We start from the raw sequence: 13954 nt of genomic DNA, 5'->3' as shown, positions 1-13954 counted from the left end.
GAATTATTTGGCGGCCGTGTGGCAATGTCAAGGGCGTGAGCGGCCGCTTGATGAATGCTTCCCGCAGCCCCGTCCGGCAATCGAGCGTGCGAGCCCACAATCTCGCGCTCGTGTTGCAGACAGTGGCGAACAGCGCAGATCGCCCATCCCGGGCGGCCATCTCGGCCGCCACCGGGCTCACCCGGGCCACCGTGTCGGCGCTGGTCGACGACCTCATCGCGGGCAGCCTGCTCACCGAGCTCGACCCGGCCCCGCGTACGGGCGCCGGCCGCCCCGCCGCCGGCCTGGCTCTCACCCCCGACGGCCCGGGCGGCCTCGGGCTCGAGATCAACGTCGACTACCTGGGCGCCTGCGTGGCCGACCTGACCGGCGAGGTCCGCCACCGGTTCGTGACCCGGGCCGACCAGCGCCTGCTGCCCCCGGCGGCCGCGCTGGCCGCCCTTCGTGAACTGGCCGCCCAGGCGAGTGCGGCGGCCGCCGCCGACGGCATCGAGCTGGCCGGCGCCGCGCTGGCCGTGCCGGGCCTGGTCGCCCCGGGCGGCCTGGTGCGGGTGGCGCCCAACCTGGGCTGGCAGGACGTCGACGTGCCGGCCCTGCTCGGCCTCGACCTGCCGCTCACCGTCGACAACGAGGCCAACCTGGCCGCCCTGGGCGAGCTGGGCGCGGGCGACGGCACGCCCACCTTCCTGTACGTCTCGGGCGAGATCGGCATCGGCGCCGGCATCGTGCTCGACGGCGAGCTCTACCGCGGCGGCCGGGGCTGGAGCGGCGAGATCGGGCACGTCACCGTCTATCCCGACGGCCGGCCCTGCCGCTGCGGCGCCGACGGCTGCCTGGAGCAGTACGCCGGCCAGGAGGCGGTCGCGGCCGACCCCGAGCTGGCCGCGTCGGCGCTCGGCATCGCGCTGTCGGCTGTGGTCAACCTGCTCGACCTGGGCGTGATCGTGCTCGGCGGCGGCTACGCGCCCGAGTTCGACCGGCTGCGCGACGGCATCGACGCCGAGCTGCGCCGCCGGGTGCTCACGGCCGGCCTGGCCCCGGTCGCGCTGCGGCCGGCCACGCTGGGCGCCGACGCGGCCATGCGCGGCGCGGCCGGCGTGGTGATCGGCGCCGTGCGCGACGACCCGGCGAGCTGGCTGGCCCGCCCTCAGGCAGTCTGAGCCGAGGAGGCGGCGTCGCCGTTCTCGCCGGCCGCCACCGCGAACTCGCTGAGCCCGCGCAGAAGTGCCGCCCGGCCGCCGGGCGACATCTTCTCGAGCACGCTGGAGAGCGTGCGGCGCCGGATGCGGCGCAGCTCGCCCAGCAAGGTGCGCGAGGCCGGGGTGAGGTAGAGCGCGATCTCGCGGCGGTCGGCCCGGCCGGGCACCCGTTCGACCATGCCCGAGGCGACCAGGCGGTCGCACAGCCGGCTGGCCGACGAGAGCAGCATGCCCAGCTCGGCGGCCAGACCACCCAGATTTATGCCCTCGGCCCGCTCGACGGCGAGCAGGGCGTTCAATTGGACGGAGGAGATGCGCGGAGTCACCTGCTCGCGAGCCGCGTCCCATGCGAGCAGCAAGGATTTCGCGGCGTCATCGATCGCCGCGGTCTGCATCGGGTCCGGCCCTTCCGGCCCATGGTGAACGGCCATGGTGCAGGAGAGACTACTCGTACGGCCGGATCTGTTCGAGGAGGTCGCCATTGATCGACAGGCTACTGGTGCTCCGGCGAATTCTCACCGATGCCGCCGCCGACGCCGTTCCGGACCGTCTGGCCGAGGCCCTGGCCAAGGAGTTCGGGCTCGTCCGCACCGAGTTGTTCCTGGTCGATTACCGTTTGGCCGCCCTCGTGCCGGTCTTCGGGGACAACCCGCGCACTCATCCGGGTGACCCCGCGTGGCGCTGCTTCGATCACCAGTCAGTGGTGAATGAGAACAGCGTGACGTTCCTGCCGGTATCGGCCCGCGGGGAACGAATCGGCGTGCTGGCCTGTGAACCGGCCCCGGCCGAGCCCGAGGTGGCGGCCGAGCTGCTCGAGGTCGCCGTGGCCCTGGCCCACGAGCTGCGGGCGGCCGAGGACGGCACCGACCGTTACCAGGCCGCGGCTCGCATGCGCCGGCTCACGCTGGCCGCCGAGATGCAGTGGGGTCTGCTTCCGGCGCGCAGCCGCGTGCGGCCCGCGTTCGGCCTGGCCGGGCAGCTCGAGCCGTCGTACGCGGTCCGCGGCGACAGCTTCGACTGGGCCGACCAGGACGGCCGCCTCTCTCTGAGCGTGCTCAACGGCATGGGCGAGGGCGTGTCGGCGGCGCTGCTCACCTCGCTGGCCACCTTCGCGCTGCGCAACGCCCGCCGGGCCGGCATCCCGCTGGCCGACCAGGCAGCCCTGGCCGACCAGGCGATCTACGCCGAGCACCGGGGCGCCGCGCACGTGTCGGCCCTGCTGCTCGAGCTCGACCTGACCACGGGCGAGGTGCTGGTGGTGGACGCCGGCTCGCCAAGGCTGTTGCTGCTGCGCGGGGGTGAGGTGCGCGAGCAGAAGCTGGACAAGGATTTCCCGCTCGGCATGTTCGACGAGACGGACTACCAGGTGCAGAGCTTCCGCCTCGAGCCCGGCGACCGGCTGATGCTGGCCAGCGACGGTGTCTACGCGGCGGTCACGACGACCGGACGGTACGGCGATGTGGCTCTGGCCCGCTTCGTCCGCCGTACGCGTTCCCTGGCGCCGCTGCAGGCCGTGCGATCGCTGCTCGGCGACCTGCGGACGTTCGTGGGCGACGCCGACCTCGAGGACGACGCCGTCGTGGTCTGCCTGGACTACCACGGCATGTGACCTGAGGCCAGGAAAAAGGCCGCCACCCGCGAAGGGTGACGGCCTGTTCTCGTACGCGTGGGGTCAGCCGCTGCTGGCGCCGGTGCGCCGGCCGATCGCCTCGACGAAGATGGCGCTCATCTTGGCCGGGTCCTTGGTGACGAAGACGCCGCCCGCGGGGGTCGCCTTCACGATCGTCTGCAGCTCGGTCTCGCTGACCTGGTCGCCGATGCCGATGATGACCAGACGGACCGGCTTCTTGGCGTCGTTCAGCCGCTTCAGCTCACTGAGCAGCTTCGGGAGCTTGATGCCGTCGTCGTTCTCGTTCTTGCCGTCGGTGAAGAGGATGACGGAGTTGACCCGGCCGGGCTGCCAGGTCCGCTTCACCTCTTTGTACGCGTCGAGCACCGTGTCGTAGAGGCCGGTGTTGCCGTCCTCCTTGGGCACGATCTGGCTGATCGACTCCTGCAGGACGGGGCGGCTCGTGGTGAGCGGGCTGATCGGCACGATCTGCTTCCACGGCCGCTTGCCCACCATCTCGGTGGAGAACAGCCACACGCCGACCGCCCATTTCTCGCCGAACATGGCCAGGCCGGCCGCGGCCGCCTTGCGGGTCACCGCCGCGCGGCTCTGGTTGTCGGCCGTGGGGACCTTGGTGTTCATCGAGCCCGAGACGTCGAAGACCGCGAGCACCCGGCCGGGCTGGGTGATGGCGTTCCAGCTGCCGATGACCTGGCTCAGCGCGCTGGCGTCGAGACCGGCCGCGGCGGTGCCGCCGTTGTCACCCGAGCCGCCGCCGACGGTGTTGCTGGCGGGCGGCGAGGCGTCGGGGGCGCCCAGCGGACGGGCGAAGCCGGCGCCGAACGAGCCGTCGGGCGAGCGCAGGCCGGCCGCGCCCAGCGCGTTCTTGAACGTGGCGCTGGCCAGCTGCGTGCGCAGACCGGCCGCGGCCTTCTGCTTCTGCAGGTCGACCTCGGGCATGACCGCGTACGGGTAGTCGAGCGGCATCGGGTTCGGCTCGAGGTAGAGCGCGACCAGCGGCACCGGCGGCTTGGCCGCGTTGTAGGCGACCACGTTCGCCTCGGAGACCGGCGCCGCGCTGAGGCTGTTGCCGATGTCGTTGGGGTCGTTCGAGCGCGGGAACCGCTCGAGCAGGTCGTCGCGCAGGGCGGACGCGCTGCCGGCGAGGGCGTTCATCGCCGTGACCTTTGCCGCCTGCGCCTTCTCGCCGGCGCCGGCCGCCTGGCCGATCGCCAGCAGGCCGGCCAGACCGACCGAGTCGAGCGTCGGGTTGGCGATGCCGGGCTGCAGGGTGGTGCTGGTCTGCATGAGCTTGAGCAGCTGGGCCCAGCTCATCTTCTTGTTGGGCCAGCCCATCTGCTCGGCGACCGGCTTGGGCATGGCCAGCACGACCGGGCTCTGCGCGATCGGCTTGTTGTCCGACGGCACGAAGCCGGGCGCCTCGGACTTCAGGCGCAGCAGCCAGGCCGAGGAGTCGGCGACCCAGACGTCCGGCACCTTGACCGACTCGGGCGCCTTGCCCAGCCCGGCCAGGGTCACCTGGTGCTCGCCGGCGACGGCGGCGGCCATGGTGGAGGAGTTGACGTCGGACACGCTGACGGCGACACAGGTGCCGTCGACGTTCGCGCCCTCCTGCACCCACCGTTGCGCGACCTGGTCTATGGCAGGGGCGACCTCGCCGGTCGCGGCGACGGTCAACCGGATGGAACCGGTGCAACCGTCGTCGGCGAGCTGCTGGTATCCGTAATAGGACCCACCCATGACGACGACGAGCGCCATCGCAGCTCCGACGACGCCCGCTCCCCTGAGATTGAAGTTTCTACGATGGCGGCCAGACACGCGCTCCATACTGCGCACCTGCGTACCTGAATGCCATATACGTTCGGCCGAAAATTACTCGGATTGGCATACTTGGCATCTTGCGTGACCAACCGTAGTGATGCCATCTCGATCAGTGGCGACTGCTGCCCGATTTGCGCAGCGGACTGCCCCAACGGTCGTCTATCCCTTTACGCGTCAGCTATGCGCGCTGACGTTCCAGCGGAGCAGGCCGGTGGGAGTGGGCTCGGACGCGGGCTCGCCCTGAAGCGCGGGCACGCCGGTCTCGACGTCCACCCGGAACGTCGTCACGCTCTGTGATCGCTGGTTGGTTACGTAGAGCTGATCCCCGACGAGGATCATGTGGCGTGGCCAGTCACCTTCGGTGGGCGTCTCGGCCACCAGCTCGGCCGTCTCACCGTCCCAGCTGAAGGTGGCGACCGTGTTCGGGCCCCGGTTGGCCACGTAGATGAAACGGCCGTCGGGGCGCACCATGATCTCGGACGGGTAGTTCTCGCCCTCGGCCGTGGTGGTCGCGACTTTGCCCGCCGCGGCCAGCGAACCGTCGGGCGACGGGCGCCACCAGGTGAGGTCGCCGCTCAGCTCGCCGACGACGAACAGGGCGCCGTCGGGCGAGAAGCGCACGTGGCGCGGGCCGGTGCCGGGCTCGGCCGACACCGCCGCCCCGAGCAGGGTCAGGCGGCCGGAGACCGGGTCGAGGCGGGCGCGCCACACCTTGTCCGAGCCGAGGTCGGCGATCAGCACCTCGTCGCCTACGGGGAAGACCATGTGGGCGTGCGGGCCGGCCTGCCGGTCGGCCACCGGGCCACTGCCCTGCAGGTCGAGCAGGTCGGAGCGCTCGCCGGGGGCGCCCTCGGCGTCGAGCGGGAAGACGGCGACCGAGCCGGTGCCGTAGTTCGCCACCAGCAAATGCCGGCCGTCGGCGGTGACCGCCAGGTGGGCCGGGTCGCTGCCGCCGGTGGGCCGGGTCGCCAGCGGGGTGAGCAAGCCGTCGCCGGCCACCGTGAAGGCGGTGACCGTGCCGTCCGGGTCGAGCTCGTTCACCGCGTACAGGACGGAAAGCGACGGATGCCGGGTGAGGAACGACGGGCTGGGCGTACGGGCCACCACTCCCCGCCGCGAGAGCACGCCGGTGGCCGGGTCGCGCGTCAGCAGGACAACGCCCTCACCGTCACCGCCCTTGTCCGCCGTGTAGCCACCGACAAAGACGAAATCATCGCTCGCGCCCATGGTGTGATCCCATCACACCGGGCCGGTCAGCGGGACGCCGCGGCGGCCAGTTGACGGCGGGCGACGTACTCGACCAGCTCGATCAGCACGTTGCGGGCGCCCATCGGCTCGCGGGCGTCGAACAGCACGACCGGCACGCCCTCGTCGAGGTCGAGCGCCCGGCCCACCGCGTCGGCGCCGAAGCGCTGATCCGGGTCGAAGCAGTTGACCGCGACGACGAACGGGGTGCCGCGCTGCTCGAAGTAGTCGATCGACGGGAAGCAGTCGGCCAGCCGGCGGGTGTCGGCCAGCACGACCGCGCCCAGCGCGCCCTCGGACAGCTCGTCCCACAGGAACCAGAACCTGTCCTGCCCGGGGGTGCCGAACAGGTAGAGCTGCAGGTCCTCGGTGATGGTGATGCGGCCGAAGTCCATGGTCACGGTGGTGGTGGTCTTGCCCTCGACGCCGCCGGTGTCGTCGGCGCCCTCGACGCCGGTGAGCACCTCTTCGGTCTGCAGCGGGCGGATCTCGCTGACCGAGCCGACCATTGTGGTCTTGCCGGCGCCGAAGCCGCCCGCGATCAGGATCTTGAGCGCGACCGGGATGCGCGACGACGCGCCGTTGCGGTCAGAGCGCACGGAGTCCATTGACAACCGCCTTGAGTACGTCGACGTCGTGCGGCTGGGACGCCGCCGGGGGTTCGTACAGGGAGATGAGTCCCGCCGAGCGTAGATCACCGAGCAGAACGCGGACGACACCGATCGACAGGTCGAGCGCGGAGGCCAGCTCGACGACCGAGATCGGCTCCCAGGACGCGGCCACGATGGCGTGGTGCTCCGGCTGCAGCGTCTCGGGGCCCGGCTCGTCCGACGGGGTGGCCACGACGAACGCCACCAGGTCGAACTCGTTGCCCTCGGGCGCCACCCGGCCCTGGGTCATCGCGTAGGGCCGGACCACCGGTCCCGCGTCGTAATCGAGCCAGTCGTGCGTCACGCGCGGCCGATCAGCCTGCATCGGCCGAGCGTGCGGGTGCGTTCATGTTCTGCCCGACCCGGGTCACCAGCATGGCCATCTCGTAGGCGATCAGGCCCAGGTCGGCGTCGCTCGACGCGACCACGGCCAGGCAGGCGCCCTGGCCGGCGGCCGTGACGAAAAGGAAGGCGGATTCCATCTCGACCACGGTCTGGCGCACCGGGCCGGCCCGGAAGTGCCGGCTCGCGCCCTTGGCCAGACTCTGGAAGCCGGCCGCCATCGCCGACAGGTGCTCGGCGTCCTCACGGGTCAGCCCGGCCGACGATCCCATCAGGAGCCCGTCGGCCGAGAGCACGACCGCCTGCTGCGCCGTGGGCACCCGCTCGACCAGATCGTCGAGCAGCCAGGTGAGGTGCGCGCGCTGGTTCGTCGTCTGTGTCACTTATGCGTCCTCTTCCGGCCTGGTCGCCTTTTCGCCCCCGGAGCCGGCGGCACGGTGCTCCCCCGCCTCGTGCCCGCCCCCGGTTGATGCCTCGCCCCGGGCGAGCGCCTGCGTGACGATCGCCGGGAAACTGACGGTAGCCGCATCCGCAAAGGAATCACGGCTCAGTCGAACATCAATGTCCGTGTCGTCAGCATTAGACCTATCTTCAGATGCGGAATTCGTGACTTGGTTAACGTTCCCTCCGCGCTTTCCGCTTCCGGGCGCATCGGGGACATTACTCTGCGTCGTTGCGTCTTCATTCGTAAGGTAGCGAGCCGCGTCAATGCGACCGCGGGTGGTGCCGCTCTGCAGGGCGCTCATGATGCTGCGGACCTGTTCCGGCGAGCGGAGCTGGGCCGGCTGCTCCACGCGGGGCTCGCCGGCCGGGCGGCGCAGCTGAGGCACCAGGTTGGCCTGACGCACCCGCCGGGGCAGACCGTCCTCAGTGGGCGCCTCGGGATTTACCGCGGGCCTTTCTGCGGGCGCGGGCTTTACCGCGGGCGTTGGCATTGCCGCGGGCGCGGGCCTTGCCGTGGGCGTTGGCATTGCCGCGGGCGCGGGCCTTGCCGTGGGCGTCGGCTTTACCGCGGGCGCCGGCTTTGCCGTGGGCGTCGGCGCGCCGGTGGGCGCGGGCTCGAGCGGTGTCGCGGGGGCCGAGTTGCGGGGGACGGAACGCTGCGCGGGGATCGAGCGCAGGCCCTCACGCTGCGGAAGCTCCGGCAACGTCTCGGGTTCGGGCCGGCGGCGTACGCGTTTGCGCTGCACCAGGCCTTCGCTGCTCAGCCCGTCGGCGACCGAGCTCGGCGACGGCCCGCCGGCGGCCATGCCGCGCACCGGCTGCGGCTCGTCGGCCGCGGGCCGGGCGGTGCCGTCGATGATCGGGTGGCCGGAGGCGGTGACCTGCCGAAGCTCCTCGGTGCCCTGCCACTGCAGGGCGGCCAGCGAGGGGCGCGACGGGTCGTCCGAGCCCGAGCCGACCAGCGGGCGCTCCCCCGTGGACGACCCGGACGGCAGCGCGGCGACCGGGGCCGCCACGACCAGTTCGCCCGGGACGAGCACGATCGCGGTGACGCCGGCGAAGGCGGACGCGCGCAGCGACACCCGGATGCCGTGCCGGTGAGCCAGCTGGGCCACCACGAACAGGCCGAGGCGGGCGCTGTCGGCCGGGTCGAAGTCGGGCGGCTCGGCCAGGCGGCGGTTCGCCTCGTCCAGCGCCTCGGGCGTCATGCCCAGGCCCCTGTCCTCGATCTCGATGCCGTACCCGTGCGGCAGCGCCTGACCCGTGACCTGCACGCGGGTCTGCGGCGGGGAGAACGAGGCCGCGTTCTCGAGCAGTTCGGCCAGCAGGTGGATCACGTCGCCGACCGCGCGGCCGAGCACCGAGGCCGACTCGACCGAGCGGATGTCGACCCGCTTGTAGTCCTCGACCTCGCTGATCGCGCCGCGGACGACGTCGATCACCGGGACCGGGTTGCGCCAGCCCCGGCCGGGCGCGGCGCCGGCCAGGATGACCAGGTCTTCCGCGTGGCGGCGCATGCGGGTGGCCAGGTGGTCGACCCGGTAGAGATCTTCCAGCTCCTGCGGCTCGGTCTCGCGGCGTTCCATGCGGTCGAGCAGGGCGAGCTGGCGGTGCAGCAGGGTCTGGCTGCGCCGGGCGATGTTGAGGAACACCTCGTTGAGGCCGCGCCGCACGTTCGCCTCTTCGACCGCCGACTGCAGGGCCGTACGCTGCACCTCGTTGAACGCGTGGCCGAGCTGGCCGATCTCGTCGCGGCCGTACTCGAGCGGCGGCGTCTCGACGTCGACGTCGACCTCCTCGCCGCGCTGCAGGCGGCGCACCACGGTGGGCAGTCGCTCGGCCGCCATCTCGCGCGCCTCGCCGTGCAGGCGTCGCAGCCGGCCGACGATGGAACGCCCGACCCGTACGGAGAGATAGAGCGACGCGGCCAGGGCGGCCAGACCGAGGATGCCGGCCAGCCCGAGCCGGAACAGCACCCGCTCGGCGACCGGACGGGCCCGGTCGGTGAGCGCGTCGGTGGCCGTCACCTCGAAGGTTCGCAGCTCCTGGGCCACCGCGACGTAGGCCGGACGGAAGTCGGAGCTGCTGACCGGGGTGGCCGAGCCGTCGCGGCTCTGCTGCACCAGCTGGTCGAGCAGGCTGTCGAGCCGGTCGTAGGCGGTGCCGCTGCGCAGCTGGTTGAACGCCGTGCGGTCGGTCGCGGCCATGTCCTCGACGCCGCGTTCCAGCAGGAAGCGGGCCGTGCCGACGTCCTGGATGAGCTGGCCGCGGATCTCGGGCGTGAACCGGCCGGCCGCGGTCGCGCCGCCGACCAGGGCGTCGACCCGGCTCAGATACTCCTGGCCGTGCCCGACCGTGGTGAGCGCGCGCAGCTCGCCGTCGATCCGCTGGTCGTTGAAGGTGGCGGTGGCCGCGAAGGTCTGGAAGCCGGCGCCGATCACGCTGTTGAACAGGCCCTGGGCGCCGATCGGGTCGATCGCGCGGCGGTCGATGTGCCCACGGTTGCCGGTCAGGCTGGACAGCTGAGTGAGGAACTGGTTGATGCGGGCCCGCAGCTCGTCGCTGGTGGCGCCGCGCGCGTCGCCGCCCTCGGCCAGCCGGCGGAAGTTCGCCACCGAGCGGTCGGTGGCGCTGCGCTGCTCGAGCAGGGCCTGCGAGGGCGGGCCGGTGGCGGACAGGTATTCCACGCTGAACAGGCGCTCGCGCTGCAGCTGGCCGACCAGCTCGATGCCGGGGTTGCCGACGTTGTCCAGCACCGTGCGGGCGGACAGCAGGTTGAACGCCGGGCCGGCGGTGAGCGTCGTCGCGAAGAGCCACAGAGCCAGCACGGCCGTCAAGGGGACGGCCGCGAGGATGATGATCTTCGAACGGATCGACCAGTAACGCTTCTTCATCAGGCTCCGCTCTTCCGGCGTACGCCCTCGGGAGGATACGGAAAACCGGCGTGACCAGCCACCGCGGTGCCGTACCGAAAAAAGGGTTTAAGTCCTTTTTGGCGGGTGAGAATGGCACGGCTCGCCGCGTCGTCCTTATGACACTGTGATCAGGCGGTTACTTGACGAAAGGAAAACGCGGTCGCGGGAACGGGATTGACGGGACACCCCGGGTGGGAATACCGGACGTTGATAGGAGGAGGCCCCATGTCCCCCACAGCCACGATCATCCTGATCGTCGTCGTCCTCATCGTCATCGCCGCCATCGTGTACGGCGTCCAAGTGATGCGTCGCAAGCAACTGCAGAACACCTTCGGGCCCGAGTACGACCGGGTGGTCGCCGACACCGGCAGCCGCACCGAGGCCGAGAAAGAGCTGCGCGAACGCGAGAAGCGGCACGCCTCGCTCGAGCTCAAGCCGCTCTCCGCCGAGGCCCAGGCCACCTACGCGGCGAACTGGGAAGAAGTGCAGATCCAGTTCGTGGACGACCCGGAGCGGGCCGTCACCGCGGCCGACGAACTGGTCACCCGGCTGATCGCCGATCGTGGCTACCCGACCGGCGAGTACGACGAGCGGCTCGCCAACCTCTCCGTCGAGCACGCCCGCACGCTCGAGCACTACCGCCAGGCGCACGAGATCTCGCAGCGCAACACCGCCGGCGAGGCCAACACCGAAGACCTGCGCCAGGCGCTCGTGCACTACCGGGCACTCTTCGCCGACCTGCTCGGCACCGATCCGGTGCCCTCGACTGGTACTACTGATCCCACTCCCGAGTCCACTTCGGAGAGCGCGGCGCCCGCTCCTCGCGCCGCTGACGACTCCACCGCCCGCGACACCAGCCGCTAGGAGCCACCGCCATGAAGTTCTTCTCCAACGAGAAAGAGACCGAGGTCGAACCTCAGGCCGACCCGGATCGCACGCAGCCCGTCTCGTCCGGGCCGGTGACCGTGCCGCCGCAGCGGGCCGGGTCGCCGTGGAGCGACGCGCCGTCCGCCCCCGACGGATCCCGGCCGGCGGACGACACCGCCACCCGCTCCGACGACGTCTTCCGCCCGGAGGACCCGTCGCGCACGGACGACGATGTCGACGCCTCCCGGCCGGACGACGCCTCGCGTCCGGCCGACGCCTCGGTGGCTGACCGGGACCTCCGGGACGGCACTACGGACAAGGCCGCCACGACCACGACGTACGGGCCGGACGGGTCGGTCGTCGAGGACAGCGACTACCGGGCCACGCAGACCGGCGCGCAGCGGGACGACTCGCCGGTCGACCTGCCGCTGACCGACGACGACGACAAGACCGGGCCGGCGGCCGTCAAGGACGACGGGACGTTCGACAGCCCCCGGGCGGTCGACCCGGCCACCGGCAAGACGCTCGACGACACCGACCGGGACCGGGCCGACGCCGACCGCGACCGGGCTGACAGCTCGGACCGGCTCGACGGTTCCGACCGGCTCGACAGTGAGGACTTCCAGCGGGCGTCGGACACGCCGGTCGCCTCGCCGGCCGACTCGCGCGCCGACTCGCCGGTCGACTCGCCCGTCGCCGAGGCCGCCGCTGTGCCGGTTGCCGCCGCTCCGGCCGCTGCTTCTTCCACCACCTCCGCCTCGTCCGCCAAGGCTTCAGGCTCCGGCGAGAAGCTGCTGCCGGACGGCGACTCGTTCGCCGAGCGGTTCCGCGACATCCAGCTGCGCTTCGTCGACGAGCCCAAGGAGGCCACCGCCGAGGCCGCCCAGCTGGTCGGCGACGCGGTCGACAAGCTGACCAGCGCGCTCAAGGCGCAGCGGGACGGCCTGGCCGGCAACTCCGACGACACCGAGAAGCTGCGTGTCGAGCTGCGGGCGTACCGGGAAATTCTCAACCGCTTGCTCGCGCTCTGAGACAGCGGACCAAGCGAAGGGGAGCCCCTCGGGCTCCCCTTCGGCGTTAGCGTTCAAGTGTGCGCGCCGACCGTCTGCTCTCTCTACTGCTGTTATTGCAGACGCGTGGGCGCATGACGGCGCAGGGCCTAGCCGACGAGCTCGAGGTCTCTGTGCGCACGGTGTACCGCGACATCGAATCGCTCGGCGCGGCCGGGGTGCCGGTGTACGCCGACCGCGGGCCGGCCGGGGGCTATCAGCTGCTGGACGGCTACCGGACGCGGCTCACCGGGCTCACGTCGGACGAGGCCGGCACGATCTTCCTGGCCGGGATGCCCGGGCCGGCCGCCGAACTGGGCCTGGGCTCGGTGCTGGCGGCGGCGCAGCTGAAACTCCGGGCGTCGCTGCCGGGCGAGCTGGCCGACCGCGCGGACCGCGTACGGGAAAGGTTCCACCTCGACGCACCCGGCTGGTTCCGGGCCGGCGAGCCGGTGCCCTACCTGTCGACGGTGGCCGACGCGGTGTGGAGCGGACGCCGGATCGAGATGCGCTACCGGCGGTGGAAGGCGCCGCGCGAGGTGACCCGCACGCTGCACCCGCTGGGCATCGTGCTGAAGGCGGGCCGCTGGTATCTGGTGGCGGCGACGGACACGAGGACGACGGCCTACCGGGTGTCGAACATCCTGGACGCCGAACTGCTCGACGAGCCGGCGTCACGTCCCGAGGGTTTCGAGCTGGCCGCGTTCTGGGACGAGTGGACCGAACGGTACGAGCGGAGCGTCTACACCGGCACGGCCACCGTGCGGATGACCGCGGCCGCCCTCGACCGGATGGCGTTCGTCTTCCCTCCGGAGATGTCCCGGGTGGCCCGGGCCGAGGCCGGCGACCCGGACGAGGCGGGCTGGCTGGTCACCCGGGTGCCGATCGAATCGGTGAGGCACGGCCACATCGAACTGCTGAAACTGGGCGCGGACGCCGAGGTGCTGGACCCACCCGAGCTGCGCGCCGCCTTCGCCGAGACAGCCCGCGGCCTCGCCGCCACCTACCTCGAGGCTTGACGCCTAGCGGGCGTCGGACGAGACGTACTTGCCGACGCTGCCGCCATGAGGACTCGGGTCTTCGTACGTCCAGTCGTCGTCCGGCGACTCGGTCGGGTCGCCGCTCTCGTCCTCCACCGGCGGGGTGGTGGTGGTCTCGGTCGGGTCGGGGGCCGGCACGGTGGTCGACTCGGGCGAGCCGGCCGGATCGGTGGTGCCCGGGTCGGTGGGAGTCGTCGGCTCGGTGGTGGTCCGCGTGGGCTCGGGCGACGGCGAGGTCGTCGAGGCGGACGGTTCCGGTGACGCGCTCTCACTGGGCGACGGCTCGGCCGAGGGCGAACTGGTCAGCGGCGAGACGTTGGCCTGCGGGTCGACGTCGATGGTGTTGTTGTCGCTGGTCTGCTCGCCGGCCCCGGTGCCGCCGAGCAACTGCCCGGCCTTCTCGGCGCCCTGCTCGGTCACGACGGCGGGCGGACTCGCCGGCCCCGGCTGCGACGACGCCCCCAACTGAACGCCCATCCACAGTGCAGGCCCAAGCCCGACCGCGATGATCGCTCCGAAGAGCGCCAACGGCCCCCGCTCCATGATGTGGCCTCCCCGCCTCGATGGGATCATCCCGCCGGTCCAGGCACTTCCTCTACCCGATATCAGAAGCGGTAAAGCGAACACTCCGCAAGCACATTGTGACTTGAGGTGACAGCGTGTTCATTTACCTGTCGCCCATGCGACGCGCTTCGCCAGGTAGCACGGGCCGTCCTCTTAGGAAGTTCACTCAGCGTGTTGCCCCTTTCGGC

At 71.6% G+C, this 13954-nt stretch carries 13 protein-coding genes; 5 read left to right on the top strand and 8 right to left on the bottom strand.

The window, feature by feature from the left end; all coding sequences use genetic code 11:
- The first annotated feature begins 50 nt into the window (after nt 1-50).
- Nucleotides 51-1160 carry an ROK family protein gene (locus OWR29_RS42080; RefSeq protein WP_267569355.1) on the top strand — a complete coding sequence of 370 codons (1110 nt, stop codon included), beginning with the start codon at nt 51-53 and terminating at the stop codon, nt 1158-1160.
- Here the strand turns inward: OWR29_RS42080 and OWR29_RS42075 are convergent.
- Entirely contained in the window at nt 1148-1630 is a 483-nt protein-coding gene (locus tag OWR29_RS42075; RefSeq protein ID WP_267569208.1) for a MarR family winged helix-turn-helix transcriptional regulator, read from the bottom strand. The genes OWR29_RS42080 and OWR29_RS42075 overlap by 13 nt on opposite strands.
- 50 nt (nt 1631-1680) lie before the next feature.
- Between OWR29_RS42075 and OWR29_RS42070 the strand changes: the two genes are divergently transcribed.
- Nucleotides 1681-2808, top strand: coding sequence for a PP2C family protein-serine/threonine phosphatase (locus OWR29_RS42070; RefSeq protein WP_267569207.1), 1128 nt, complete (start codon nt 1681-1683; stop codon nt 2806-2808).
- 63 nt (nt 2809-2871) lie between these two features.
- Here the strand turns inward: OWR29_RS42070 and OWR29_RS42065 are convergent, their stop codons facing one another.
- The 6 genes from OWR29_RS42065 to OWR29_RS42040 all read right to left on the bottom strand — a co-directional run bounded on the left by OWR29_RS42065 (nt 2872) and on the right by OWR29_RS42040 (nt 10225).
- Nucleotides 2872-4587: a substrate-binding and VWA domain-containing protein gene (locus OWR29_RS42065; protein ID WP_267569206.1), complete on the bottom strand. Its 1716-nt coding sequence runs from the start codon at nt 4585-4587 to the stop codon at nt 2872-2874.
- Nucleotides 4588-4824: 237 nt separating this feature from the next.
- Entirely contained in the window at nt 4825-5877 is a 1053-nt protein-coding gene (locus OWR29_RS42060; protein ID WP_267569205.1) for a lactonase family protein, read from the bottom strand.
- Nucleotides 5878-5903: 26 nt separating this feature from the next.
- Nucleotides 5904-6503 (bottom strand): GTP-binding protein, encoded by a 600-nt coding sequence (locus OWR29_RS42055; protein WP_267569204.1) that lies wholly within the window; start codon nt 6501-6503, stop codon nt 5904-5906.
- Nucleotides 6484-6870, bottom strand: a complete 387-nt coding sequence (locus tag OWR29_RS42050; RefSeq protein ID WP_267569203.1) for a DUF742 domain-containing protein — start codon at nt 6868-6870, stop codon at nt 6484-6486. The genes OWR29_RS42055 and OWR29_RS42050 overlap by 20 nt, the downstream gene beginning before the upstream one ends.
- A complete protein-coding gene (locus OWR29_RS42045; RefSeq protein WP_267569202.1) occupies nt 6860-7270 on the bottom strand; it encodes a roadblock/LC7 domain-containing protein in 411 nt (136 codons plus the stop codon). Before OWR29_RS42045 ends, OWR29_RS42050 begins: the two co-directional genes overlap by 11 nt.
- Entirely contained in the window at nt 7271-10225 is a 2955-nt protein-coding gene (locus tag OWR29_RS42040; RefSeq protein ID WP_267569201.1) for a sensor histidine kinase, read from the bottom strand. It abuts the gene before it with no gap.
- Nucleotides 10226-10471: 246 nt separating this feature from the next.
- Here OWR29_RS42040 and OWR29_RS42035 point away from each other — a divergent pair, with 246 nt between their 5' ends.
- From OWR29_RS42035 to OWR29_RS42025, 3 genes are read left to right on the top strand one after another with little or no spacing between them, the layout of a single operon-like run.
- Entirely contained in the window at nt 10472-11110 is a 639-nt protein-coding gene (locus OWR29_RS42035; protein ID WP_267569200.1) for a hypothetical protein, read from the top strand.
- A gap of 11 nt (nt 11111-11121) precedes the next feature.
- Nucleotides 11122-12144 (top strand): hypothetical protein, encoded by a 1023-nt coding sequence (locus OWR29_RS42030; RefSeq protein ID WP_267569199.1) that lies wholly within the window; start codon nt 11122-11124, stop codon nt 12142-12144.
- Nucleotides 12145-12203: 59 nt separating this feature from the next.
- Nucleotides 12204-13181 carry a helix-turn-helix transcriptional regulator gene (locus tag OWR29_RS42025; RefSeq protein ID WP_267569198.1) on the top strand — a complete coding sequence of 326 codons (978 nt, stop codon included), beginning with the start codon at nt 12204-12206 and terminating at the stop codon, nt 13179-13181.
- A 3-nt stretch (nt 13182-13184) separates the two neighbouring features.
- Here OWR29_RS42025 and OWR29_RS42020 read toward each other — a convergent pair whose 3' ends face one another.
- Nucleotides 13185-13679, bottom strand: a complete 495-nt coding sequence (locus tag OWR29_RS42020) for a hypothetical protein (protein WP_267569197.1) — start codon at nt 13677-13679, stop codon at nt 13185-13187.
- Nucleotides 13680-13954: the final 275 nt, after the last annotated feature.

The organism is Paractinoplanes pyxinae, from assembly GCF_026626335.1.
GTDB classification, from domain to species: Bacteria; Actinomycetota; Actinomycetes; order Mycobacteriales; family Micromonosporaceae; genus Actinoplanes; species Actinoplanes pyxinae.
This window is presented reverse-complemented; position numbering and strand designations above follow the sequence as displayed.